The organism is Pseudomonas marincola, from assembly GCF_900116605.1.
In the GTDB taxonomy this organism is placed as follows: domain Bacteria; phylum Pseudomonadota; class Gammaproteobacteria; order Pseudomonadales; family Pseudomonadaceae; genus Aquipseudomonas; species Aquipseudomonas marincola.
On record NZ_FPBC01000008.1, the window covers coordinates 80,592 to 103,522 of the forward strand.

Genomic DNA, 22,931 nt, shown 5'->3' on the forward strand with positions numbered 1-22,931 from the left:
GATTAAAGTTGCTGCGGTGCGCGGGCACACAATGCACCCAGCGCTTTAACCCACTCGGGATGATCATTCAGGCACGGCACCAGTTGCAGCGATTCGCCGCCTGCTTCGATGAACACCTCATTGGCGCGATCACCAATCTCTTCCAGGGTTTCGATGCAGTCGGCGACAAACGCCGGACACATGACTAGCACCTTTTTTACCCCTTGCGCGGCAAGCGCCTGCAAGTGTGGCTCAGTGTAAGGTTCGATCCATTTTGCACGCCCCAGTCGTGACTGGAACGAGACCGACCATGTGCCATCGGCCAACCCCATTTTCCGGGCAAACGCCTCGGCGCTGCGAATGCACTGCGCGCGGTAGCAACGGGCAACCACTTCATCCGACGCGGTCTGGCAGCAGTCCGCCCCTTTAAGGCAATGGCCAGTGGGGTCGAGCTTGCGCAAGTGACGCTCGGGCAAGCCATGAAAGCTCAGCAGCAAGTGGTCATATTCCTGCTGCAAATGCGGCGCGGCACTGGCAACCAATGCATCGATGTACTCGGGCTGATCGTAAAACGGCGCGACAATCGACAAGCGCATGTTCATGGCGTTGTCACGCATCACCCGCTTCACTTCCTCGATCACCGTGGTGGTGGTGCTGTCCGCAAACTGCGGATACAACGGCGCCAATGTCACTTGGGTGACGCCCTTTGCAGCAAGACGCTTGAGGCTGGACTCGATCGAGGGCTGACCGTAACGCATGGCCAGCTCCACCGGCCCGTGCTGCCATTCACTGCGCATGGCTTCGGTCAGGCGTTGGCTGAGCACCACCAGCGGCGAGCCCTGCTCCCACCAGATCGAGGCGTACGCGTGGGCGGATTGCTCCGGGCGTTTGATCAATATCAGCGACACCAGCAGCCGGCGCACCGGCCACGGCAAATCGATTACATACGGGTCCATGAGAAATTGATTGAGGTAGCTGCGCACGTCAGCAACATCAGTCGAGGCAGGAGAGCCCAGGTTAACCAGCAGCAGAGCGTGATCGGTCATGCAAAATCCTAATTCAGTGGGAACTCAACAGATCCGCGAGCGCCACATCCAATCGAGTGAAACGAAACTTGTAACCGGCGTCGAGCAAACGCTGCGGAACACAGCGCTGGCCGGCGAGCAGTAAACCGGACATCTCGCCGAGCGCCATGCGCAAAACGATGCTGGGTACAGGTAACACAGCAAAGCGACTCAGAGCGTGCGCCAGCTCATAAGTAAACTCACGGTTACGAACAGGATGCGGCGAGCAGACATTATAAGGGCCGCTGGCGCTTTGGTGACGCATAAGAAAATCTATGGCGCCGATTTCATCCACCAGATGCACCCAAGGCATCCATTGCCGACCGCTGCCGACATTGCCGCCCATACACATCTTGTAGAGCGGGATCAGGCGCTTGAGAAAGCCCTGCTTATTTGCCAAAACCAGACCGGTTCGCACCAGCACAACACGAATCCCCTGCGCTTCGGCACGCATGGCTGCCTCTTCCCAGGCGTTGCACAATTGCGCGGCGAAATCATTGGTTACCTGCGGCACATCCTCAGCCAATTCGCGCTCACCGCCATCACCATACCAACCCACGGCCGAGCCCGAGACCAACACCGCAGGTTTCTGTGCGCGCTGGCCCAGCCATGCCACCAACTCTTCGGTTAAACCAATCCGGCTCGACCAGAGCAGCGTCTTGCGCTCACTACTCCAGGGCTTATCGGCAATCGGCTCGCCAGCCAGATTAATCACCGCATCGAGTGGCTCGTCTGTCACCTCAGCCAACGCCGCAATGCCACGCACCTTGGCCCCGCAAAGCTCGGCCACGCGTTCGGGCGTGCGGCTCAGCACAGTCAGTTGGTGTCCTTGTCCAGCCCATAAATGACACAAGCCCCGACCTATCAGGCCAGTACCGCCGGTGAGCAAAATATGCATGACATCACCCTCTTTACACATCAGGATTTGGTGAACCACGGGATGCTTGAGCTAGTCTATTGGTACACACAAATCAGCATCCGTTACTATCAAGATAGCTAATCCTAAGCACAGGCATGCAAGTAACCACGGCCTATACTCTTATACATTAAGCATATTTTGTACAGCTCTAGTATAATTTGCACACTACGCCAGACTTACGAGGCTAACCATGACCGCTTCAGCTCCCATCGCCATTATCGGTACCGGTATCGCCGGGCTCTCCGCAGCGCAAAGCTTGCAGAGTGCCGGCTACGCGGTACAACTATTCGACAAGAGCCGTGGCAGTGGCGGGCGCATGTCCAGCAAGCGCAGCGATGCAGGCTCACTGGATTTGGGCGCGCAGTATTTCACCGCACGTGACCGCCGCTTTGTTGAGGCCGTGCAGCAATGGCAGGCGCGTGGCTGGGTCAGTGAATGGACGCCCAGCCTTTACAACTACAAACATGGCGAGTTGAGCCCGTCTCCAGACGAGCAAATACGCTGGGTCGGCAGCCCGCGCATGAGTTCAATTACGCGCGGCATGCTGGGTGATCTGCCGGTGCATTTCTCCTGCCGGATTACCGAGGTCATTCGCGGCGAGGAACACTGGAGCCTGCAAGACAGCGAAGGCTCAAACTACGGGCCATTTTGCCAGGTGATTATCGCCACTCCCGCCCCTCAGGCATCGACCCTGCTCGCGGCCGCACCGAAACTGGCCAGCGCTGCTGCAAGTGTTGCAATGGAGCCAACGTGGGCTGTTGCTCTGGCCTTTGAAAACGCCCTTGATAGCAATGTGCAGGGCTGCTTTGTACAAGACGATGCACTCGACTGGGTTGCCCGCAACCGCAGCAAACCGGGGCGTGAGGATGTGATGGACACCTGGGTGCTGCATGCCAGCAGCGCCTGGAGCAAACAACATTTGGACATGCCCAAAGAGCAGGTCATCGAACAACTGCATGGTGCGTTCGCCGAGATGATTGGCTGCTCAGTACCGCCGCCTTCATTCAGCTTGGCTCATCGCTGGCTCTATGCGCGCCCAGCCGGTGCGCACTCGATTGGCGTGCTGGTGGATTCCGATCTGGGCATTTATGCCTGCGGCGACTGGTGTTTGTCTGGCCGGGTGGAAGGTGCCTGGCTCAGCGGCCAGGAAGCGGCACGGCGTCTGTTGGAAAACCTGCAGCAGTGACCGCGCCTCTGCACCGACTCAACCCGCGCAAGTTGCTGCTGTCGAAATGGACGGCAGCACAACCGCGCAATCGCGAAAAACACTTTCTGGTGACCCAATTACACCTCGACGAAAACGACGAGGTGATTGCTGTAGAACTTGAAGCGGTTTACAGCAAACGCTCGCAACGCCTCGACTGGCAAGCCCTGCGCAACGCAGACCAATGGCTTACCGGCTGGCGCTAACTTCCCGCCGCAGATCCCTCTGTACAACTCTGCAGAGCACTGCCTCTGCCCGCCTTGCGACACATCCTGCAAAATATCGATGCAATATCTATACAAATAATTTGACTTGTACAATTCTGATCCTATGATAGAAAAAGTTGTACGGAGAATAGTTTTCGTACAAGTATTTATCACAGGGCCTGCCATGAACAGCCAAAACACTTCAGTCCGTAAACCCAAAATAGGCATCAGCGCCTGCCTGCTCGGCTCCGAAGTCCGCTACAACGGCGGGCACAAGGAATCGCGGCTGTGCAGCCGCACCCTGACTGAGTATTTCGACTTCATCGGCATCTGCCCGGAAGTGGCCATCGGCCTGGGCATCCCTCGCGAGCCCATCCGTCTGGTCGGTGATCCCGATGCGCCACGTGCCGTCGGCACGGTTGATCGCGAGTTCGACGTGACCGCGAAGCTGGCCGATTACGGCTCGCGCATGGCAGGCGAACTCACCGACATCAGCGGCTATATCTTCATGCAGCAGTCGCCTTCATGCGGGGTAAACCGGGTCAAGGTGTATCAGGACAACGGCCGCCCGAGCGAACCCAAAGGCCAGGGCATATTTGCCCGCGAGTTCTGCAAGCGCCACCCCAACCTGCCGGTTGAAGAAGATGGCCGCCTTAACGATCCGGTCTTGCGTGAAAACTTCCTGACCCGCGTTTTTGCTTATGCGCAGTGGCAACAACTGTGCAAAGACGGCCTCAGCCGTCATCGCCTCATTGAGTTTCACTCGCGCTACAAGTACCTGCTGATGGCGACCAACCCTCTGCAATACAAAGCACTTGGGCGTTTGCTCGGCAACATGGCCAAGCAGGAACTCAAGCCGTTGGCCGAACATTATTTCAGCGAGCTGATGCGCGCCTTGAAAACCTGTGCAACTCGTCGCACCCACAGCAACGTGTTGCAGCATCTCAGCGGCTACCTGAAACAGTCGCTGAGCAGTGAGGAAAAGCAGGAAATGCAGCAACTGATTGGCCAATACCGTCAGGGCATCGTGCCGCTGGTGGTGCCGCTGACACTGCTCAAGCATCACCTGCGCCAACACCCGGATCGTTATATTGCGCAGCAGGTTTATCTGCAGCCGCATCCCGAAAACCTCAGCCTGCGGAACGCCATATGAGCGAGCAACATACGTTGCCGCCGGATCAGGCGGAGCCTGGGCAAAATGCTGGCGATGACTACCAGAGCGCCATCGCCGAAGGCTATTTGCCGATTCGCGAAGTCGCGCGTATCACCGGCGTCAACGCGGTGACGCTGCGCGCGTGGGAGCGCCGTTATGGCCTGATCGTGCCGCACCGCACGCCCAAGGGTCATCGTCTGTATCACCAGAATCATGTCGAGCGCATTCAGGCCATCCTGACGTGGCTCAACCGCGGCGTTGCGGTCAGCCAGGTCAAGGGACTGCTGCGCGGCAACAACGCTCAGGTGCAGGAAGCTGATTCGCAGTGGCAGCAAAAATGCCTGCACATGCAGAGCGCAATCTACAGCCTCAACGAGCGCAGCCTCGATGAATGTTTGAATCGTGAGCTGGCTGTCTATCCGCCGCACACGCTGTACACCCAACTGCTCAAACCATTACTCGATGCCCTGCAATTACGCTGGCAGGGTCAGTTCGGCAGCCAGGTCGAGCAAGTGTTTTTCTACTCGTGGCTGCGCAGCAAACTGGGCGCGCGGGTGTATCACAACAACCGCCAGCACAACTCGGCACCGGTGTTGATGATCAACTTGTCCGACCTGCCGATGGCGCCGGAGCTGTGGCTCAGCGCCTGGCTGGTGAGCAGCGCTGAATGCCCGGTCGAAGTGTACGACTGGCCAATTCCGGCGGCCGAACTGGCACTGATTGCTGAACACGTCCAGCCGCGCGCCCTGCTCCTGCATTCCAGCCAGAGCCTGAACAGCCAGCAATTGCCGAAGCTGATTGGCAACTGTGATTGCCCCTGCCTGATCACCGGCGCGACCGTAGAAATTCATCATCAATTGCTGGAGCAACTGGCGGCAGATAACAGCCAGTTGCTGATCGCCCGCGACCCGCTAGCGAGCGTACACGCCTTATCCGATCTCGATTTGCTGAATAGCTGACAGGACGCTCAATGAATCAATTAATGTGGTTTCGCACAGACCTGCGAGTCAGCGACAACAGCGCACTTGCCGCCGCCATGAACGCAGGCCCAACCGTGGCGGTGTTTCTACTGAGCCCTGCACAATGGGCGCGCCACGATGACGCGCCGTGCAAGGTCGACTTCTGGCTGCGCAACCTTGCCGAGCTGAGCGCTGCGCTGGCAGAACTCAATGTGCCCCTGCTGGTGCGTAACGCCGACCTCTGGGAGCAGGCGCCGCAGGTCATTGCCCAATTGTGCGAGCAGCTGTCTGCGGAGGCCGTGCACGTCAATGAGGAATACGGCATCAACGAGACGCGGCGAGATAACGCCGTCGCCGCTGAGCTGGACAATCACGGCGTGCACTGGAGCAGCCACTTCGACCAACTGCTGTTTCAGCCCGGCAGCATCCTGACCCAGGCTGGCCAGTACTTTCAGGTATTCAGCCAATTTCGCAAGGTCTGCTATCAGCACTTGCAGCGCGCCGTTCCAGCCATTGTCGACACCCCAAAGGCGCAGGCCGAATTGTCGATCAAGGCCGATGAAGTCCCGCAATCGGTCGACGGATTTGCATCGCCGAGTGCGACGTTACAAGCGCTCTGGCCCGCCGGAGAAGCGGTTGCGCAACAGCGTATGCAGCACTTTGCTGATGAGCACATTCGCGACTACCAAACTGCCCGCGACCTGCCCGCAGTGCCCGGCACCAGCCAGTTGAGCAGCTATCTGGCAGCGGGCGTGATCTCGGTGCGCCAGTGTTTGCACCAGGCCTTGCGGCACAACCACGGTGAGTTTTCCGATGGCAACAACGGCGTCGTGACTTGGATTAACGAGCTGCTATGGCGCGAGTTCTACAAACATATTCTGGTGGGTTATCCGCGCGTGTGCCGTCACCGCGCATTCCGCCTGCAAACCGAATACCTGCCTTGGCGTAAAGCACCGCAGGACCTTGCAGCCTGGCAAGAGGGCCGCACCGGTATACCGATTATTGATGCGGCGATTCGCCAACTGCTGGAAACCGGCTGGATGCACAACCGGTTGCGCATGATCGTGGCGATGTTCCTGACCAAGAACCTGTTGATCGACTGGCGCGAAGGTGAGCGCTTCTTCATGCGCCATCTGATTGATGGTGATCTGGCGGCCAACAATGGCGGCTGGCAATGGAGCGCCTCGACCGGCACGGATGCAGTGCCCTACTTCCGTATCTTCAACCCGGTCAGCCAGTCGCAACGCTTTGATCCAGAGGGACGTTTTCTGCGCCGTTGGCTGCCGGAACTGATTGGCCTTAACAACAAGGACATTCACCACCCCGATGCCATGGGCGGGCTGTTCCGTCTCAGCGATTACCCGCGACCAATCGTCGACCTGAGCAAGAGCCGCGAGCGCGCCCTCAGTGCGTTCAAGAATTTGCCAACGCGCAGCGAACTCAATCTGGAGGCGGCCTACTGATGAGCGATTTCCTCGAACAATTCGCCCGCGATTTCAACGCACTGAATGCAGGCAACCTCGACCGTTTGGGCGAGATGTACAGCGATGACCTGGCGTTTACCGACCCCATGCACAGCATCAACGGGCTCAGCGATTTCAAGGCCTACATGAGAGAGATGTACGCCAACGTCGAGCAGATCGAATTCATCTTCGAGGGCTGCGACTACGTCGCTGAGGATCAGGGTTACCTGCGCTGGACGATGCGCTTTCGCCACCCACGGCTGGCCGCAGGCAAACAGATTGAAGTGCCCGGCTGCTCGCACCTGCGCTGGCGGGAAAAAGTCTATTACCACCGCGACTATTTCGATGCCGGCGCCATGCTCTACGAGCATTTGCCGGTGATGGGCGCAGTAATCAACTGGCTCAAAAGGAGACTGGCATGAACGCACGACGTATCTGGCTGACCGGAGCCAGCAGTGGTATCGGCGCAGCGTTGGCCGAAGAGTTGCTCAAGCAGGGCCATAAACTGGCACTCAGTGCACGTCGCGTGGAGCCACTGGTGGCAATGGCGCGTCGTTATCCGGAGCAGGTTCTGCTGGTGCCCGGCGACCTGAGCAACGTTGAAGAGGTGCGCGCAATCGGCCGCCGCATCGAGCAGAGTTGGGGCGTACTCGATACGGCAATCCTCAATGCCGGGACCTGCGAATACCTCGACAGCCAGCACTTTGAAGCCGCGATGGTCGAGCGCGTGGTCACTTCCAATCTGTTCACCACCAGCTATTGCATCGAGGCCGCCCTGCCGCTGCTGCGTCTTGGCCAATACCCGCATTTGCTCGCGGTCGGCAGCTCAGTGACCTATCTGCCCCTGCCACGCGCCGGGGCCTATGGTGCTTCAAAAGCCGCGATTCGCTACCTGATTGATTCCCTGCGCATTGACCTGGCCCATGAACACATCGATGTCACGCTGGTCAGCCCAGGCTTTGTCGATACACCTCTGACCCAGGAAAACGATTTTCCCATGCCGATGCGCTGGCCAGCCGAAAAAGCCGCGCGCCACATCGCCAAACGCATGGAGCGGCGGCCGCAGGAAATCGCCTTCCCCGGACTGTTTATCGCCGGCCTTACCACTCTGGCCCATCTGCCGGCTCGCCTGCGTCTGGCGATTGGCAAGAGCTTGTCGCGCAACCAACCTGCAGCGAAGGATCCGGCATGAAGATCGCCATCATCGGCAGCGGTATTTCCGGCCTGACCAGCGCTTACCTGCTAAGCCGCAAGCATGAAGTAACGGTATTTGAGGCCAGCGACTGGATTGGCGGGCATACCCATACCGTGGAGGTGAGTGCGGGCGGCGAGCAGCATGCCATTGATACCGGTTTTATCGTATTCAATGACTGGACCTACCCCAACTTCATTCGCCTGCTCGATACCCTTGGCGTGCGCTACAAGCCAACCGAGATGAGCTTTTCGGTCAACGATCCGGACACGGGTCTGGAGTACAACGGCAACAACCTCAACACCCTGTTTGCCCAACGCAGCAATCTGTTCTCGCCGACATTCCTCGGCATGGTCCGCGATATTCTGCGTTTCAATCGTCAGGCAACAGACGACCAACACAATCAGCGCATCAGCGAAACCACAACGCTGGGTGAATACCTGCGCAGTAATAATTACGGCCAGGCATTTATCAATCAGTACATCGTGCCGATGGGCTCGGCTATCTGGTCGATGTCACTGGCGGACATGCTCAACTTTCCGCTGCAATTCTTCATCCGGTTCTTCAACAATCATGGCCTGTTGTCGGTGAGCAATAGACCGCAGTGGCATGTGATTGAAGGCGGTTCAAGCCGCTACGTCGAACCGCTCTGCGCCTCATTCAAAGAACACATCCGCATCAACTGCCCGGTGCATAACGTTGAGCGCGATGAACAGGGCGTAACCGTGCACAGCGCGGCGGGTAGCGAGCGCTTCGACAAGGTGGTTTTTGCCTGCCACAGCGACCAGGCCTTGAAACTTCTGGCCGAACCGCTGGCGCTGGAACGCGAGATACTCGGCGCCCTGCACTACGCCGACAACGATGTAGTGCTGCACACCGACACGCGCTTGCTGCCCACCCGCAAACTAGCCTGGGCCAGCTGGAACTACCGTTTGGGCGGGCCGAGCGAGCAATCGGCAGCCGTAACTTACAACATGAACATTTTGCAGGGCATCGAGAGCCAGACCACCTTCTGTGTGAGCCTGAACCAGACCGCACTGATCGACCCGACGCAAATTCTCGCCCGCTATACCTATGCGCATCCGCAATACAGCCTCGCGGGCATCGCCGCACAAGCGCGCTGGCAAGCGCTGCAAGGCCAGGCCCATAGCTACTTCTGCGGCGCTTACTGGGCCAATGGTTTCCATGAAGACGGTGTGGTCAGCGGTTTGCGCGTGGCCCGCGAATTCGGTGAGGCGCTGTAATGAACAGTGCCCTTTACAGTGGTTGGGTCAACCACCGGCGCTTCACCCCGAAAAGCCACAGCTTTAAATATCGTATGGGCTTTATTTACCTGGACCTTGATGAGCAAGCGCAGGTGCTCAAGCTTTCGCGGCTGGCGGGCAGCAGTCGCTGGGCACCGCTGTGTATCCGTGAAGAGGATTTTTTACCGGCTTTCACCCGCAGCGGCATGCGCCTGATCGATGCCGTTCGCCAGCGCGTTGGCGAGGCCATCGGGCAAGTCCCACAAGGGCCGATTTGCCTGCTCACGCAACCGCGCAGTTGGGGCCTGGCGTTTAACCCGGTGAGTTTCTTCTACTGCCATGCAGCAGACGGCACGCTGGCCGCGATTCTCTGCGAAGTGAGCAATACACCCTGGCGTGAGCGCTATCACTACGTACTCCCTGCCACAGGTAGCGGCCAACAACACTTTGCTGTGGCCAAGGCCTTTCATGTATCACCGTTCTTGCCGCGCGATCTTGAGTACCGCATGTCGTTCAGCGCGCCGGCCAACCGCCTTGGCGTGTTCATGGCCGACTGGCAGGGCGAGACCAAGGTCTTCGATGCCAGCCTTAGCCTTGAACGCACCGAACTCAGCCGCAAGAGCCTGCACGGCTATCTGTGGCAATTCCCCTGGATGACCGGCAAAACCGTTGCCGCCATTTACTGGCAGGCCCTGCGCCTGCTGTTCAAACGCCTGCCCATTTTCAGCCATCAAGGCGCCAGCACTGATTTCAGTGTCGCCCTTCAGGACTCCAAGGAAGTACGCCATGAAAAGCTCTAGCCTGACTCCGACCAAAGACTCCGTGCGCACTGGCAATGGCATCGGTGCAAGCTTTCTGCGCATGGCAGTCATGCGTCAACTGGCGCAATTGCGCAATGGCGCCCTCGAAGTGGTGGATGGTAATGAACGCCAGTTGTTCGGCGATGCCATGGCGAGCCTGCGCGCCGAGCTTCACATCCACAATGACGCCATCTGGGGCATGGTCGCCAGCAATGGCTCGATCGGCGCCGGTGAGGCGTACATTCACGGTTACTGGACCTCGCCTGACTTAACGGCGGTGGTGCGCGTGTTTGTCAGCAACCTGGAAGTGCTGGACGCGATGGAAGGCGGCCTGGCGACCTTGAGCCGTCCGTTTATCAAGGCGCTGCATTGGGTCAATCGCAACACACGCAGCGGCTCGCGGAAAAACATCGCCGCGCATTACGACCTCGGCAACGACATGTTCGAGCAATTTCTTGACCCGACCATGATGTACTCAGCCGCCCAGTTCCAGACCCCTCAAGACACCCTGGAACAGGCGCAGTTGAACAAGCTTGAACGGATCTGCCAGAAGCTCGAGCTGAAACCCGACGATCACCTGCTGGAGATCGGCACGGGCTGGGGCAGCATGGCGATTTATGCGGCCATTCACTATGGCTGCAAAGTCACCACCACGACCCTTTCGCAGGAACAATACGACTATGCCGCCGAGCGGATTAACCGCCATCGGCTGCAAAGCAAGATCACCTTGCTGCTGGAAGACTACCGCGACCTGAAGGGCCGCTATGACAAGCTGGTGTCGATCGAAATGATCGAAGCTGTCGGCCATAAGTTCCTGCCGGAATACTTCGCCCAATGCGCGCGCCTGCTCAAAGATGACGGGTTGATGCTGCTGCAAGCCATCACCATTCGCGACCAGCGTTACGAGCAAGCCAAGAACAACGTCGACTTCATCCAGCGCTACATATTTCCAGGCGGCGCCCTGCCCTCGGTGAGCAAGATGCTCGATGTGATCTGTAAACACACCGACATGAACCTGCACCACATGGAAGACTTTGGCCTGCATTACGCGAAAACCCTGCGGATGTGGCACGATAACCTGCATCAGGCGCGACATAACCTTGAGCAGCTCGGCTACGACGAGTACTTCTACCGCATGTGGGAGTTTTATCTGTGCTATTGCGAGGGTGGCTTCATCGAGCGCACCATCGGCACCGCACAACTGCTCATGGCCAAACCGGCCGCCCAACCAAAGCCCTTACTCGGACGTTTTGATGTCTAAATTGCTGGTCAACGCCCTGCTGTTTCAACTCGGCTGGTTCACCTGCATTCTTGCGGGGAACAGCCTGTGGTTATTGATTGTCGGGGCGGTGCTGGCAATACATCTGCTCTGGACCAGCAGTTGGCACGCGGAAGGCAAACTGCTGATCAGCGTTTTTCTGGCCGGCAGCGCATTGGACACATTCCTGCTTAACCTCGGGCTGTTCCAATTGCCGGTCGAGAGCAAGGTTATCCCGCTGTGGTGGGCATTGTTATGGCCGCTGTTTGCCAGCACGCTTAATCATTGCCTGGCGTGGACCGCCAAACCGTGGTGGCGCGCCAGTTTGCTCGGCGCCTTCGGCGGGCCGCTTTCGTACTACGCCGGAGTCGAGTTGGCGGGTATCCAGATGCCCCACGGCGAATGGCCAACGCTGTTGTTGCTGGCTGTGATATGGGCTGGCGTCATGCCCATACTGCACGGTTTCAGTTCGCTGTACCGCAGCCAGTACGAGCAACGCTTGCGCACTCAGCGCTGAGCTTTCTGCGTTTTCGATCACGGCGCTCGCAGGCTTGGAGTAGACTGCGGGCATGACCGATGCCAAGCCCGACGCGAATATTCTCATTGCGCATGCCCAGCAGCCCGAAATTGCCTGCTCGAACTGCGCGGCCTGCTGCTGCCAGCTCGAAGTCATGTTGCTCACAGAAACCGGCGTGCCAGAGCGTTATATCGCTACCGATGAGTGGGGCGGTGAGGTCATGCTCAGACTCGACGACGGCTGGTGCGCAGCCCTTGATCGCGACAGCATGCGCTGCAGCATCTATGAGCGGCGCCCGCTTATCTGCCGCGAATTCGAGATGGGCTCACCCGAGTGCCAGGATGAACGACGCGGCATGAGCAGCATCTACCGCTAAGCGTGCGCTTGTCGCCCGCTTGCAGCAAAGCTGCATAGCAGGCTTACCAGGTTGATCCGGTCTGGATGTACAGCGCGGTATCTTCCGGGCCCCGCGCCACATCCACGCCCATGACCAGGCCGTAGCGTCGGGCAATCATGTAGCGGAATCCGCCGCCGACTGTATTCACTTCCTCTGCATCAGAAAAATCGCTGAAATCATCGGCTGCACGTCCGGTTCCGGTGAAGAACCCCAGCTTCCAGCGCTGATTGATTTTGTAGTCCAACTGGATTTCCGCGACCCCAACGCGGTTGCCTTGGTAGCGTGATTTCGGCACACCGCGCAGGTCGATGAAGGGCGGCACGTAAGGCGGCAGGTCGTCGCTTCCACGCGCGTTGACCCCGTCTACCTGCACACGCAGCCCAAGGTTCCACTGATCGTTCAGCTCCCAATAGTTGAGGCCCGAAAGCTGGTAGCTGGAATAGTCGTAATCACTGCCAATGGCATCGTCGAAGACGGTGTAGTTACTGGAGTAGTAATAACCGTGCTGGGGATTGAACGGGTTGTCACGGCTGTCGTATTCAAGCACCAGGCCCAGGCCAGAGGTGGTGGCCGAGCGCACGCTGTTGCTTTCGATGTAATCTTGCACCGCCAGTGGCAGGCGCGACAGATCGGGAGAGTTGGCCAGCTCGCCTTCCACTTTACGGTAAAGCTGGCGACCGCCGACAAACACATGCGTGTCTGGAAGCCGGTATTTGAGATCCTGAAACACCACCGGGCCGCGCAGGTTCAGCTCAATCGGCTGACTCAAGTCGCCCGTTCGCGGCAGTGAGTAAAACTCTAGATTGGGCGATGCGTAGGCCAGCACGCCGCGATAGCGCAGCGTGTCATCCAACCAGAAACCGAGATGCCCAATGGCGCCGGCCCACGTGCCATTCTCGGTGCCCATGCCGGCGACAATGCTGATGTTTTCAGGCAGCAAGGCTTTGTTTTGAGTGCGTTGTTTACGCTGCTCTTCAGACTCATGAAAGAACAGCGCCCCCAAGGCCAGCCCAGCGCCCACTGCGGGCTCGGTAATTATCCCCGGCACCGGCAGAAAACCGTGCGGTACTTCAGCCAGAAAGTTACTGGCATCGACTTGACCATCTTCAGGGTCAATAAACTTATCGCTTAAATCCGCGTTAGCGAATGTCGGCAGTGTCACAGTCAGAGTGACAAGCAAGGACTGCCACGTTTTCAACATAATCCAAAGGCTCTCGAACAGGGTCTGGCATTTAATGTAGCCCAACTGGCAGCCAGCGGTGATGCAATGAAGCCCCAACCCCAACTACCGCACGGAGCTGTTCGATGCTTGGTTAATAACTCATGGCAGAACAATGAGCAGAGGCCAATTGATCAGGCAAAACCGCTTAACCCAACGGCGACGATCCCACTCTCTTTAAAAACAGGCGCCCATAAAAAATGCCAGACAAAACCGCTGCCTGGCATTCTCAAGTGTACTGCGCTCATCGAGCGCAATCACGGGGCATTACTGGTTGAGCAACTGCCCAATCGCCGGGTCCTTGAACGCGCGCGTCATGGCGTCGCTCAATACATCGCTGACCAACTGTGTGTTGGTATCTTGGTTGGGCGACATGCCAAATCGTTGATTCAGCGATGCGCCGTAACGACCGCTGAAGCGGCGGTTGCTGTTCTGCACATCGGCGCGAATGGTTGCGCTGATATTGGCTTCGGTCACATACAGCTCATCTTTTGGCGACTGATATTTAAGGTCGGTCAGGGTCAGCGTCAGCTGCGGGGCATTAACCGCATTGCTGGTAGGGGTAAAGCCCAACAGGCGCACAGCGGCTTCTGCTTCGGCCTGCATGCGCGGCACCAGCGCTTCGCGGTTCACGCTGATGGCGCTGGTTTCCGGGTACAGCCCGCCGCGCGTACCGAGCACTGGCGATGAACGACCATCGGCAATTTTCACCACGACAGGCTGGCCATGGCCAACGGCGGTCAGTGATGAAGTCAGTTTAGGTTGAGGGGTGATTTGTTGAGGGCTGTGGGCACAACCAACCAGCGTAAGGCTGGCAACCGTAATCAGGCCAAACAGCAAGCGAGGCAACATGCTCATCTCTCCAATGACGTAGAACGCAAAAAGTGCGGCAAGTATACCCAGCGCGCAGACGCGCTAACAGCACTGCTAGTGAGACATATGTGCAGCAGCGCTGGTTCAATCAGGCTATTGGCAGCATGCGCCGTTGCTACTTTAGTCGCGGGACTATTTTCCCGAATGGCCCGATGAATTGCCCTGCCAATAGCCACAATCGCGGAAAAAACCTGCGTGCAAATATCGCCTGTGACACTAAAGCGCCACAACAGCTCGCTAAAAGCACCACGCTAGAGCCTTTTCCGCGCGGGCGCTTACAAACCGAACTATCTGGCTTACAGGCTCTCAAAATAGCTAAGAGTGACCAGTCGTCGCTCATGCGCGCGCAGACTAAGTGTTGGTTGACTGACCATTGGCCGAATAAAAGTCACGTCGGGCGATCAATTTTGCTGCATTCGTCTTATAATCGCGCCCCGATTATAAGGACGCCTCCTGATCGGGCCTTGCTTTTCAGCCTTGCCCCAGAGAGTCGCCCACTTCGTAAAGCCTTTTGCACGAAGACCACCCTGCCCGTGTGCCACAACCCAGCAATGGCGGCATCTGCAGTGTAGGTCGAGGCCGGCTTACGAACTTTTGAGGTTCATGTCTCCAAAAGAGCATGAAAAAAAACGGTTTTAACAACTTCACAAGAGTGTGGCGAAAAAATGAACAACTTTGCGGCGGGTTTGCGCACGGTTATCACTTCACCGGTGTCGTCAGGAGAGTTCAGCGACCGCTGATGAACGCTTTGCAGCGTTGATTCACGCATGGCCACTGGCTGTCAATTGGGTGCTGATTTTGGAGAAGCGATAATGGCGCAGAATAATTACGATTCAGTAGACGTGTTGCTGGTTGGGGCCGGCATCATGAGCGCGACGTTAGCCGTGCTGCTGAAAGAACTCGATCCAGCAATCAAACTGGAAATCGTCGAGTTGATGACATCCGGAGCGATCGAAAGCTCCTTCCCGTGGAATAACGCAGGTACCGGCCACGCAGGCCTGTGCGAGCTGAACTACACCCCTGAAGGCGCGGACGGCTCTATCGACATCAAGAAGTCGGTAAGCATCAACACGCAGTTCGAAGAATCGAAGCAGTTCTGGGCCTATCTGGTCGAGAAAGGCGCATTCGGCTCACCCAAGGACTTCATCAATGCCGTTCCGCACCTGAGCTTTGTGCGCGGTGAAGATGGTGTTGCGTTCCTCAAGAACCGCTTCAATGCACTGACTGCGCACCACGCATTCAGCGAAATGGAGTACACCGAAGACCGCGCCACCATGGCTGAGTGGATGCCGCTGATGATGCCGGGACGTGATCCCAACGAGCGCATTGCAGCCACCCGCGTCATGGCCGGTACCGACGTAAACTTTGGCGCCCTGACTCAGAAGCTGCTCCAGCACCTGAACAATCAGCCGGACGCCAGCGTCAAGTGCAACCAGAAAGTGGTCGGTCTGGAGCGTAACGCTCAGGGCTGGCGCGTGACGGTGAAGAACCCAACCAACGGCAACAGCCGCCAGATTCAGGCCAAGTTTGTATTCCTCGGCGCGGGCGGTGGTGCCCTGCCGTTGCTGCAAATGTCCGGCATTGAGGAAGGCAAAGGCTTCGGCGGCTTCCCGGTGAGCGGCCAGTGGCTGCGTTGCGACAACCCGGAAATCGTTAAGCAGCACCAGGCCAAGGTCTACAGCCAGGCCGAAGTGGGCTCGCCGCCGATGTCGGTTCCGCACCTGGACACACGCGTCGTCGATGGCAAGAAATCCCTGCTGTTCGGACCGTACGCCGGTTTCTCCACCAAGTTCCTGCGTCACGGCTCCTTGATGGACCTGCCGTTGTCGGTTCGTCCGAACAACATCGGCCCGATGCTGGCCGTCGCGCGCGACAACTTCGACCTGACCCGCTACCTGATCAAGGAAGTGATGCAGTCCGAAGAGAAGCGCCTGCAAACCCTGCGTGGCTTCTACCCGGAACTGGACCCGAAAGACTGGCGCCTGGAAATGGCCGGCCAGCGTGTGCAGATCATCAAGAAAGATCCGAAACGTGGCGGCATTCTGCAGTTCGGTACTGAACTGGTTGCAGCGCACGACGGCTCTATTGCTGCACTGCTGGGCGCATCGCCTGGTGCTTCGGTGACTGTTTCGATCATGCTCGACCTGATCCGTCGCTGCTTCCCTGAGCGCGCTCAGTCTGCCGAGTGGACGAGCAAGCTGGCCGAGATCTTCCCGGCTATGGGCGACGTGCTGGCCAAGGACGCTGAAGTCTATCGTCAGGTACAGGAGCGCTCCGACGCGCTGCTGCAACTCAGCGAGCCCGCAATGGCCTGAGGCTGTTGTGATTAGAAAAACCGCCTACGGGCGGTTTTTTTATGCCCGCGCTACGGCCTCAGACCGAGGTGGCGGTGTGCCGGAAACTGAAGTAGCGGCGCAATGCGCAGATCATCTCGACGTATTCGGCGGGTGGCGCCACCAGAGCGAAGCCCGAGTCGAAGCTGCCGGGCGTGACATCTTCACGGCACCATTGGCAGGTGGCGGTGATGTCGATGAAGCGCTGCGCAGGCTGGCCGGGAATTTTCAAACGCATCTCGAAACGCGCCCCCACCAGCAGCGGCAGCTCGCTGATCAGCATCATGCCATCGAGCGACACATTGCCAATGAAGCCCATCGGCTTATCGGTATTGCGGTTGTAGACCTTGAGATAGGAAGGTAGCTGCAGCCGACTGATATGACGTTGATTAGGCATAGTGGCACATCGCTATATTGAAATCTGAGTATAACTGCCTGCGCCGGCATTTGCAGACCTAGCTGCAATTTTTGCCGATTTCACTGCGCAATTGCTGCCGCGCCGCATCCATTTCCTGATCCGAATAATAACTGCGCTCGCCATCAGCGTCTGGCCGATAGTAACGATAACCTTCGGGCATCTGCTCCAACTGCTTGCGGAGTTTTGTGCAGGTCTGCTCGGTCTTGGCCCGGCGCTCTGCTGTAGCAGCAGCGGCTTGGGCCTGCTCATCGCGGCGGGCATCGTAAAATCGCTCGGTGCGGGCCTGACGCTCACGTGTGGCTTGATCACGCTCGACCACTTGCGGCTTGACCTCGACTCGCTGCGCGCCAGCACCATTTGGCCGCTGCTCGAAATGCACCTGCCCGGACGCATCAGTCCAGCGGTAGATCTCGGCGCTGGCCAGTCCTGGCAACAGCAGTACACACAGCAATAGCCGCATCAAACTTCTCCATGGATAAGCACACAAGCATACCCCTGAATGGCCAACACGCCAGTTGCTCAGCAGTTAAGCAACAAGCCCGGGCTGGGGCCTAGCGCGAGCCCAGAAGTGGCTTCTCGGTGGGCACATGGCCAAGCTGGCGCAAAGTTACCAGACGCGCACGTGCACGAAAAGCGTATTCGCTGGTTGGATAAGTGCTGATGATGAAATGATAGGTTTGCGCCGCATCCACAAATAGCCGCTGGCGCTCAAGGCACTGGCCGCGCAACAGCGATATTTCCGGCTGCAGATAGCGCCGCGATCGGCTGGTGCGCTCGGCCTTGGACAACTCCAGCAAGGCAGTCTCGCAATTGCCGCGATCATAGGCGCGGTAAGCGCTGTCTATATGATGGTCCAATGACCAGCGGGTGCAGCCGGATACGCCCGCCAGCACCAGCATGATGATCAATGCACGCATTACAACTCTCCTCGATAATTCCGCCTCAATACTCAGGCAAGCCTGAACCGTTGAGTGCACATGCTGATGCTATCGGCCGCCGGTTAAAATTCTTCACCGCCAATACGCGCATCACGCATTGCTTTAACGCTAGAGCAAATGCGTCATTCATGCTTTGGCACCCGCCGCACGGCGGCCACTTGCACAAATACAAGCCGACAGCGCTAAGGTAGTGCAGATGAACAATGACTACAGCGTTTTGCCGTAGTAGCCTCGCCACCAGTTGTATATCAGGAGCCTGAGCATGACCGTACGTCGCACCAAAATCGTCGCCACCCTTGGCCCAGCGAGTAACTCACCGGAGATGCTCGAACAACTGATCATGGCCGGCCTCGATGTTGCCCGCTTGAACTTCTCCCACGGCACCCCGGACGAGCACAAGGCTCGCGCCAAGCTGGTACGTGAAATTGCCGCCAAACACGGCCGTCACGTTGCGCTGCTGGGTGACTTGCAGGGCCCGAAAATTCGTATCGCCAAGTTCAGCAACAAGCGCATCGAACTGGCAATCGGTGATCACTTCACCTTCTCAACCAGCCATCCGCTGACTGATGGCAACCAGCAAATCGTGGGCATCGATTACCCGGATCTGGTCAAGGATTGCGGCGTCGGCGACGAATTGCTGCTCGATGACGGCCGCGTCGTCATGCGCGTGATCAGCGCCACAGCCGATGCGCTCAACTGCGAAGTGACTGTCGGCGGCCCGCTCTCCGACCACAAAGGCATCAACCGCCGTGGCGGTGGCCTGACAGCGCCAGCACTGACCGACAAAGACAAGGCCGATATCAAGCTGGCGGCCGAGATGGAACTGGACTATCTCGCGGTGTCGTTCCCGCGTGATGCAGCAGACATGGAATACGCCCGCCAACTGCGTGACGAGTCCGGCGGTACTGCCTGGCTGGTGGCGAAAATCGAACGCGCCGAAGCGGTCGCCGACGACGCCACACTGGACGGCCTGATTCGCGCCAGTGACGCGGTGATGGTTGCCCGTGGCGACCTCGGTGTTGAAATCGGCGACGCTGAACTGGTGGGCATTCAGAAGAAGATCATCCAGCACGCCCGCACGCACAACAAAGCGGTCATCACTGCAACGCAGATGATGGAGTCGATGATTCAAAACCCGATGCCAACCCGCGCCGAAGTGTCGGACGTTGCCAACGCGGTACTCGACTACACCGACGCCGTGATGCTTTCGGCCGAAAGTGCGGCCGGCGCCTACCCGCTCGAAGCGGTTCAGGCCATGGCGCGGATTTGCATCGGTGCCGAGAAGCACCCGACCAGCAAGAAGTCGAGCCACCGCATGGGCGAGACGTTCACTCGCTGTGACGAGAGCATTGCGCTGGCGGCCATGTACACCGCGAATCATTTCCCGGGCGTCAAAGCGATTATTGCCCTGACTGAAAGTGGCTACACGCCGCTGATCATGTCGCGCATTCGCTCATCGGTGCCGATTTTCGCATTCTCGCCGCATCGCGAAACGCAGGCCCGTGCGGCCTTGTTCCGTGGTGTCTATACCGTACCGTTTGACGCAGCAGCATTGTCGCCGGAACTGGTTAGCCAGGCGGCGGTGGACGAGTTGCTGCAACGTGGTGTGGTGCAGGCTGGCGACTGGGTCATCCTGACCAAGGGCGACAGTTACCACACGATTGGCGGCACCAACGGCATGAAAATTCTGCATGTCGGTGATCCACTGGTGTAAGCCAGACCGTGTTCACTTGCAGGCGCCCCCGGCCCTGCAAGTGAACAGGCTTTACCGGAAAAGCGCCTGATTAGCTGAACTGTGAGAAATCAGGCTGTCTGCGCTGCATGAACGCAGTCATTGCCTCACGCGCTTCCGGCGAGTGCAGGCGCTTGCAGAACAACGCCCCTTCTTCTTCGATCACCTCACGCAATTTCTGCCGATCCGGTGAACGCATCAATCGCTTGCTGTCCGCCAGTGCCGACGGCGGTAGCTGAACAAAACGCATGGCCATTTCCAACGCCTTGGCATGAGTCGCCTGACTGTCTTCCAACGCCTGATTGGCAATACCCCACTGCGCGGCCTGCTCGCCACTGAAGCTTTCACCCAGCAACAGCAACTCTGCAGCTTTTGCATGGCCCAACATCTGCGGCAGGATCAGGCTCGAGCCGAACTCGGGGCACAGGCCGAGATTTACGAAAGGCATGCGCAGCAGCGCGTCGCGCTGGGTATACACCAGATCGCAATGCAGCAGCAGGGTTGTGCCAATGCCCACGGCAGGCCCGCATACAGCGGCGACAACCGGTTTGCTGAACTCAAAGAGCCCAAGCATGAAATGGAACACGTTACTGCTCATGTCCCGCGGCGGGTTTTGCAGGAAGTCGGCAACGTCATTGCCGCTGGTAAAACAGTCATCGCCGCCAGTAATCAATACCGCACGCACTGAACTGTCGGCATCGGCGCTGCGCAAGGCTTCGGCGAGCTGGCCATACATGGCGTTGGTCAGGGAGTTTTTCTTTTCGGGGCGGTTGAGGCGCAAGGTAACCAACCCGGCGTTACGCTCCACCTGCACATGATCATTCATCACTCACATCTCGCTGTTATTGTTCAAGGGCGATGCATGCCTCGCCCCGAAAGTGGCTTTCAGCGCGCGTGAGGCACAAATAAATCGGTGAACACCTGGTTGCGGGGTACGCCGGCCAGATACAAGCGCCGGGCGAAGCTCTCAACCTGTTCAGGATGACCGCAGAGTAAAGCCTGAGTTTGCCGGGAAACAAGCCGTAGACCGGCCAAAGCCGCTGGCAACTCGGCCGCCGTCACGCAGCTCACGTGCAGCTGCGGATGGGCGTTGGCCAATATTTTTAACGACTCGGTCAAGTAGTGCTGCCCGGCTGAGGCGAGATGCAACACGCGTATTTCAGCCTGATGGTTTTGCCGCAAGGCTTCGCGCAACACGCCAAAAAGCGGCGCCAAGCCGGTGCCGGATGCCAACAACCACAGCGGCTTGGCTTGCCAGTCCGGGTCGTAATGCAAGGCTCCACCGCGCAGCTCTCCCAAAGCTACACTGTCGCCCGGCTGTAATTGACGGGCAAGCGAGGTGAAAGCGCCCTGCTCCGGACAATCGATGTGAAACTCCAGCCACGGATCTTCATCCGGCAAACTGGCCAGCGAATACGGCCGGGCAATTTGCTGATTTATCCACAGCAGCAGATGCTGGCCGGGCTCATAACTGAAAGGTCGCGCAGGTGTTAAGCGCAAGCGCAAGACGCGACTGCTCAACCAGTCGCAGCTGTGCACCGTCGCCGGGCGCGCATCGTTAAGCGGGTTGAACAGTTCGATCTGCACATCGCCCTGCACCTGACATTGGCAAGCCAGACGCCAGCCTTGCTGTCGGCGCTGGGCATCCAGTGCATCAGGCTTGGCATCGGCCAATTCGCCACTCACGCAGTGCACCATACAGGTATGACAACTGCCGGCCCGGCAACTGTAAGGCACGCGAATATCGGCACTGAGCAAGGCATCAAGCAGATTGGTTGCGGGCGCCACAGTCAGCAGTTGGTCGCCCACCCGAAGGTCAGGCATCTGCATCTTCCCAAGCCGCCGAGCAGCGATTGCGGCCATCGCGCTTGGCTTGGTACAGCGCCTGATCGGCGCGGTGCAGGGCGTCATCCAGATCGTCGTGTGCGGTTAGCAACGTCATGCCAACCGAAAGGCTCAGATTATTGATTTTTACACCCACGGGTTCGGCGTTACTGAAGGCTTCACGCAGGCGCTCACAACACGCGGTGAACTGATCTGCGTCGGTATTGGGCAACAGTAAAACAAATTCCTCGCCGCCGTAACGGGCAATGATGTCGCCTTCACGCAAACACGACTGCGCGACGCCGGCAAATGTTTGCAGAACCCGGTCGCCAGCGGCGTGCCCATAGGCGTCGTTGATGCGTTTGAAGTAATCGAGGTCAATCAGCGCCAGGCCATGCTGGCGGCCGTGACGCAGGAACTTCAATTCACGCGTCGCCAACCGGATAAAGTTACGTCGGTTACACAGCCCGGTGAGTTCATCGGTTGCAACCAGATCTTCAAGCTGGCGCATCATGCCGCGCAATGTGTCCTGATGCGCCTGCAACGCAACCCGGCGCTGGCGCATACGCTGACGCATGGACTGCAGATAGCTGGCAAACAAACCCAGCCAGAGCAAGACCACAGCGAGTGTGGCAACTTGCAGGATGGCCTGACTGACACTGCCAAGGGTGAAGTTGTAGGCCTGATACAGATTCAGGGCAATAAAACCGAACAGCGCATAGAGCGTGCAACGCCAGAACACCGCTGAGCGCAACTGGAACACACCGAAGAGTAAAATCAGTGCGTAGAACACCAAGAAAGTGCCACGCTCTTCAGCAGAAATTGCCAGCAGTGCATGCTGGCAGGTGATCCCGAAGAGAACCTGCGCTTCGGTCAGGCTGGGGTCATCAAAATGCTGATTGCGCTCGCTGATAAACAGCCAGAAAAACACAAGCTGCCCAGCCAGCACGCAACCTAATAGAATCAATAAGGCCGGAAGAGAGGCGGTCACCAGGTCGGAGAGGTGCGCCACAGTGCACAAGAAAGCTAACAGACAATAGGTTGCAGCCGCCATGCTGAATCGCCGCAGCAACAGCCTCTGCAATGACTTTGACGGTGCTTCCAAGTCACTCATTATTAGAATTCCATGCACTAGTGGCAAATCGCCGCTACTGTAGCCTGATCTTGACTATGTTGTCAGCCAAGCGTAGCCAAATAATTAGTTAGCTGTTAGCCATCAATCGCACGCGCTATAATGCC

Annotated in this window: 24 protein-coding genes; 14 read left to right on the top strand and 10 right to left on the bottom strand. The window is 58.1% G+C overall.

The window, feature by feature from the left end; all coding sequences use genetic code 11:
- Positions 1-2 precede the first annotated feature (2 nt).
- Positions 3-1,025, bottom strand: a complete 1,023-nt coding sequence (gene hemH, locus BM395_RS14095) for a ferrochelatase (protein WP_069897772.1) — start codon at positions 1,023-1,025, stop codon at positions 3-5.
- A 13-nt stretch (positions 1,026-1,038) separates the two neighbouring features.
- Complete coding sequence (locus BM395_RS14100; protein ID WP_090512883.1) at positions 1,039-1,941, bottom strand: TIGR01777 family oxidoreductase; 903 nt, start codon at positions 1,939-1,941, stop codon at positions 1,039-1,041.
- Positions 1,942-2,152: 211 nt separating this feature from the next.
- Here BM395_RS14100 and BM395_RS14105 point away from each other — a divergent pair, with 211 nt between their 5' ends.
- The 12 genes from BM395_RS14105 (at position 2,153) to BM395_RS14160 (ending at position 12,334) form a co-directional block, all read left to right on the top strand.
- The gene (locus BM395_RS14105; RefSeq protein ID WP_090512886.1) at positions 2,153-3,148 is read left to right on the top strand and encodes an NAD(P)/FAD-dependent oxidoreductase; all 996 of its coding nucleotides are present in this window, start codon (positions 2,153-2,155) and stop codon (positions 3,146-3,148) included.
- An 8-nt stretch (positions 3,149-3,156) separates the two neighbouring features.
- Positions 3,157-3,372, top strand: coding sequence for a TIGR02450 family Trp-rich protein (locus BM395_RS14110; RefSeq protein WP_069897906.1), 216 nt, complete (start codon positions 3,157-3,159; stop codon positions 3,370-3,372).
- Positions 3,373-3,556: 184 nt separating this feature from the next.
- Complete coding sequence (locus tag BM395_RS14115) at positions 3,557-4,525, top strand: YbgA family protein (RefSeq protein ID WP_090512888.1); 969 nt, start codon at positions 3,557-3,559, stop codon at positions 4,523-4,525.
- Complete coding sequence (locus BM395_RS14120; RefSeq protein ID WP_090512891.1) at positions 4,522-5,484, top strand: MerR family transcriptional regulator; 963 nt, start codon at positions 4,522-4,524, stop codon at positions 5,482-5,484. The genes BM395_RS14115 and BM395_RS14120 overlap by 4 nt, the downstream gene beginning before the upstream one ends.
- 11 nt (positions 5,485-5,495) lie before the next feature.
- Complete coding sequence (gene phrB, locus BM395_RS14125) at positions 5,496-6,947, top strand: deoxyribodipyrimidine photo-lyase (RefSeq protein WP_090512893.1); 1,452 nt, start codon at positions 5,496-5,498, stop codon at positions 6,945-6,947.
- Complete coding sequence (locus tag BM395_RS14130) at positions 6,947-7,369, top strand: nuclear transport factor 2 family protein (RefSeq protein ID WP_090512897.1); 423 nt, start codon at positions 6,947-6,949, stop codon at positions 7,367-7,369. Before phrB ends, BM395_RS14130 begins: the two co-directional genes overlap by 1 nt.
- Positions 7,366-8,139 (top strand): SDR family NAD(P)-dependent oxidoreductase, encoded by a 774-nt coding sequence (locus BM395_RS14135; RefSeq protein WP_090512899.1) that lies wholly within the window; start codon positions 7,366-7,368, stop codon positions 8,137-8,139. The genes BM395_RS14130 and BM395_RS14135 overlap by 4 nt, the downstream gene beginning before the upstream one ends.
- The gene (locus BM395_RS14140; RefSeq protein WP_090512903.1) at positions 8,136-9,383 is read left to right on the top strand and encodes an NAD(P)/FAD-dependent oxidoreductase; all 1,248 of its coding nucleotides are present in this window, start codon (positions 8,136-8,138) and stop codon (positions 9,381-9,383) included. The genes BM395_RS14135 and BM395_RS14140 overlap by 4 nt, the downstream gene beginning before the upstream one ends.
- A complete protein-coding gene (locus BM395_RS14145) occupies positions 9,383-10,183 on the top strand; it encodes a DUF1365 domain-containing protein (RefSeq protein WP_090512907.1) in 801 nt (266 codons plus the stop codon). Before BM395_RS14140 ends, BM395_RS14145 begins: the two co-directional genes overlap by 1 nt.
- Complete coding sequence (locus BM395_RS14150) at positions 10,170-11,444, top strand: SAM-dependent methyltransferase (protein ID WP_090512910.1); 1,275 nt, start codon at positions 10,170-10,172, stop codon at positions 11,442-11,444. The genes BM395_RS14145 and BM395_RS14150 overlap by 14 nt, the downstream gene beginning before the upstream one ends.
- Complete coding sequence (locus BM395_RS14155) at positions 11,437-11,958, top strand: DUF2878 domain-containing protein (protein WP_069897783.1); 522 nt, start codon at positions 11,437-11,439, stop codon at positions 11,956-11,958. The genes BM395_RS14150 and BM395_RS14155 overlap by 8 nt, the downstream gene beginning before the upstream one ends.
- A 52-nt stretch (positions 11,959-12,010) precedes the next feature.
- The gene (locus BM395_RS14160; protein WP_090512912.1) at positions 12,011-12,334 is read left to right on the top strand and encodes a YkgJ family cysteine cluster protein; all 324 of its coding nucleotides are present in this window, start codon (positions 12,011-12,013) and stop codon (positions 12,332-12,334) included.
- Positions 12,335-12,377: 43 nt separating this feature from the next.
- Here BM395_RS14160 and BM395_RS14165 read toward each other — a convergent pair whose 3' ends face one another.
- On the bottom strand, positions 12,378-13,556 hold the full coding sequence (locus BM395_RS14165) for a BamA/TamA family outer membrane protein (RefSeq protein ID WP_090513176.1): 1,179 nt from the start codon (positions 13,554-13,556) through the stop codon (positions 12,378-12,380).
- A 285-nt stretch (positions 13,557-13,841) separates the two neighbouring features.
- A complete protein-coding gene (locus BM395_RS14170; protein WP_069897785.1) occupies positions 13,842-14,426 on the bottom strand; it encodes a YajG family lipoprotein in 585 nt (194 codons plus the stop codon).
- Positions 14,427-15,259: 833 nt separating this feature from the next.
- Here BM395_RS14170 and mqo point away from each other — a divergent pair.
- Positions 15,260-16,762 carry a malate dehydrogenase (quinone) gene (mqo, locus tag BM395_RS14175; protein ID WP_090512915.1) on the top strand — a complete coding sequence of 501 codons (1,503 nt, stop codon included), beginning with the start codon at positions 15,260-15,262 and terminating at the stop codon, positions 16,760-16,762.
- A gap of 58 nt (positions 16,763-16,820) precedes the next feature.
- Here mqo and BM395_RS14180 read toward each other — a convergent pair whose 3' ends face one another.
- The 3 genes from BM395_RS14180 to BM395_RS14190 form a co-directional block, all read right to left on the bottom strand.
- Positions 16,821-17,177, bottom strand: a complete 357-nt coding sequence (locus tag BM395_RS14180; protein ID WP_069897787.1) for a PilZ domain-containing protein — start codon at positions 17,175-17,177, stop codon at positions 16,821-16,823.
- A 58-nt stretch (positions 17,178-17,235) separates the two neighbouring features.
- Entirely contained in the window at positions 17,236-17,661 is a 426-nt protein-coding gene (locus BM395_RS14185; protein ID WP_090512918.1) for a DUF4124 domain-containing protein, read from the bottom strand.
- Between the two features lie 88 nt (positions 17,662-17,749).
- Entirely contained in the window at positions 17,750-18,115 is a 366-nt protein-coding gene (locus tag BM395_RS14190; RefSeq protein ID WP_090512920.1) for a tetratricopeptide repeat protein, read from the bottom strand.
- Positions 18,116-18,398: 283 nt separating this feature from the next.
- Between BM395_RS14190 and pyk the strand changes: the two genes are divergently transcribed.
- Positions 18,399-19,850: a pyruvate kinase gene (pyk, locus tag BM395_RS14195; protein ID WP_069897790.1), complete on the top strand. Its 1,452-nt coding sequence runs from the start codon at positions 18,399-18,401 to the stop codon at positions 19,848-19,850.
- A gap of 70 nt (positions 19,851-19,920) precedes the next feature.
- On the opposite strand, the gene BM395_RS14200 is transcribed toward pyk, so the two are convergent.
- From BM395_RS14200 to BM395_RS14210, 3 genes are read right to left on the bottom strand one after another with little or no spacing between them, the layout of a single operon-like run.
- Positions 19,921-20,694 (bottom strand): enoyl-CoA hydratase, encoded by a 774-nt coding sequence (locus tag BM395_RS14200; protein ID WP_090512923.1) that lies wholly within the window; start codon positions 20,692-20,694, stop codon positions 19,921-19,923.
- Positions 20,695-20,753: 59 nt separating this feature from the next.
- On the bottom strand, positions 20,754-21,692 hold the full coding sequence (locus tag BM395_RS14205; protein ID WP_090512926.1) for an iron-sulfur-binding ferredoxin reductase: 939 nt from the start codon (positions 21,690-21,692) through the stop codon (positions 20,754-20,756).
- Complete coding sequence (locus tag BM395_RS14210) at positions 21,685-22,746, bottom strand: GGDEF domain-containing protein (protein WP_280142249.1); 1,062 nt, start codon at positions 22,744-22,746, stop codon at positions 21,685-21,687. Before BM395_RS14210 ends, BM395_RS14205 begins: the two co-directional genes overlap by 8 nt.
- Positions 22,747-22,931 lie beyond the last annotated feature (185 nt).

Coding starts and splice junctions, on each gene's coding strand:
- hemH (WP_069897772.1), bottom strand. CDS start 1,025: ATGACCGATCACGCTCTGCTGCTGGTTAACCTGGGCTCTCCTGCCTCG.
- BM395_RS14100 (WP_090512883.1), bottom strand. CDS start 1,941: ATGCATATTTTGCTCACCGGCGGTACTGGCCTGATAGGTCGGGGCTTG.
- BM395_RS14105 (WP_090512886.1), top strand. CDS start 2,153: ATGACCGCTTCAGCTCCCATCGCCATTATCGGTACCGGTATCGCCGGG.
- BM395_RS14115 (WP_090512888.1), top strand. CDS start 3,557: ATGAACAGCCAAAACACTTCAGTCCGTAAACCCAAAATAGGCATCAGC.
- BM395_RS14120 (WP_090512891.1), top strand. CDS start 4,522: ATGAGCGAGCAACATACGTTGCCGCCGGATCAGGCGGAGCCTGGGCAA.
- phrB (WP_090512893.1), top strand. CDS start 5,496: ATGAATCAATTAATGTGGTTTCGCACAGACCTGCGAGTCAGCGACAAC.
- BM395_RS14130 (WP_090512897.1), top strand. CDS start 6,947: ATGAGCGATTTCCTCGAACAATTCGCCCGCGATTTCAACGCACTGAAT.
- BM395_RS14135 (WP_090512899.1), top strand. CDS start 7,366: ATGAACGCACGACGTATCTGGCTGACCGGAGCCAGCAGTGGTATCGGC.
- BM395_RS14140 (WP_090512903.1), top strand. CDS start 8,136: ATGAAGATCGCCATCATCGGCAGCGGTATTTCCGGCCTGACCAGCGCT.
- BM395_RS14145 (WP_090512907.1), top strand. CDS start 9,383: ATGAACAGTGCCCTTTACAGTGGTTGGGTCAACCACCGGCGCTTCACC.
- BM395_RS14150 (WP_090512910.1), top strand. CDS start 10,170: ATGAAAAGCTCTAGCCTGACTCCGACCAAAGACTCCGTGCGCACTGGC.
- BM395_RS14155 (WP_069897783.1), top strand. CDS start 11,437: ATGTCTAAATTGCTGGTCAACGCCCTGCTGTTTCAACTCGGCTGGTTC.
- BM395_RS14160 (WP_090512912.1), top strand. CDS start 12,011: ATGACCGATGCCAAGCCCGACGCGAATATTCTCATTGCGCATGCCCAG.
- BM395_RS14165 (WP_090513176.1), bottom strand. CDS start 13,556: ATGTTGAAAACGTGGCAGTCCTTGCTTGTCACTCTGACTGTGACACTG.
- BM395_RS14170 (WP_069897785.1), bottom strand. CDS start 14,426: ATGTTGCCTCGCTTGCTGTTTGGCCTGATTACGGTTGCCAGCCTTACG.
- mqo (WP_090512915.1), top strand. CDS start 15,260: ATGGCGCAGAATAATTACGATTCAGTAGACGTGTTGCTGGTTGGGGCC.
- BM395_RS14180 (WP_069897787.1), bottom strand. CDS start 17,177: ATGCCTAATCAACGTCATATCAGTCGGCTGCAGCTACCTTCCTATCTC.
- BM395_RS14190 (WP_090512920.1), bottom strand. CDS start 18,115: ATGCGTGCATTGATCATCATGCTGGTGCTGGCGGGCGTATCCGGCTGC.
- pyk (WP_069897790.1), top strand. CDS start 18,399: ATGACCGTACGTCGCACCAAAATCGTCGCCACCCTTGGCCCAGCGAGT.
- BM395_RS14200 (WP_090512923.1), bottom strand. CDS start 20,694: ATGAATGATCATGTGCAGGTGGAGCGTAACGCCGGGTTGGTTACCTTG.
- BM395_RS14205 (WP_090512926.1), bottom strand. CDS start 21,692: ATGCCTGACCTTCGGGTGGGCGACCAACTGCTGACTGTGGCGCCCGCA.
- BM395_RS14210 (WP_280142249.1), bottom strand. CDS start 22,746: ATGGCGGCTGCAACCTATTGTCTGTTAGCTTTCTTGTGCACTGTGGCG.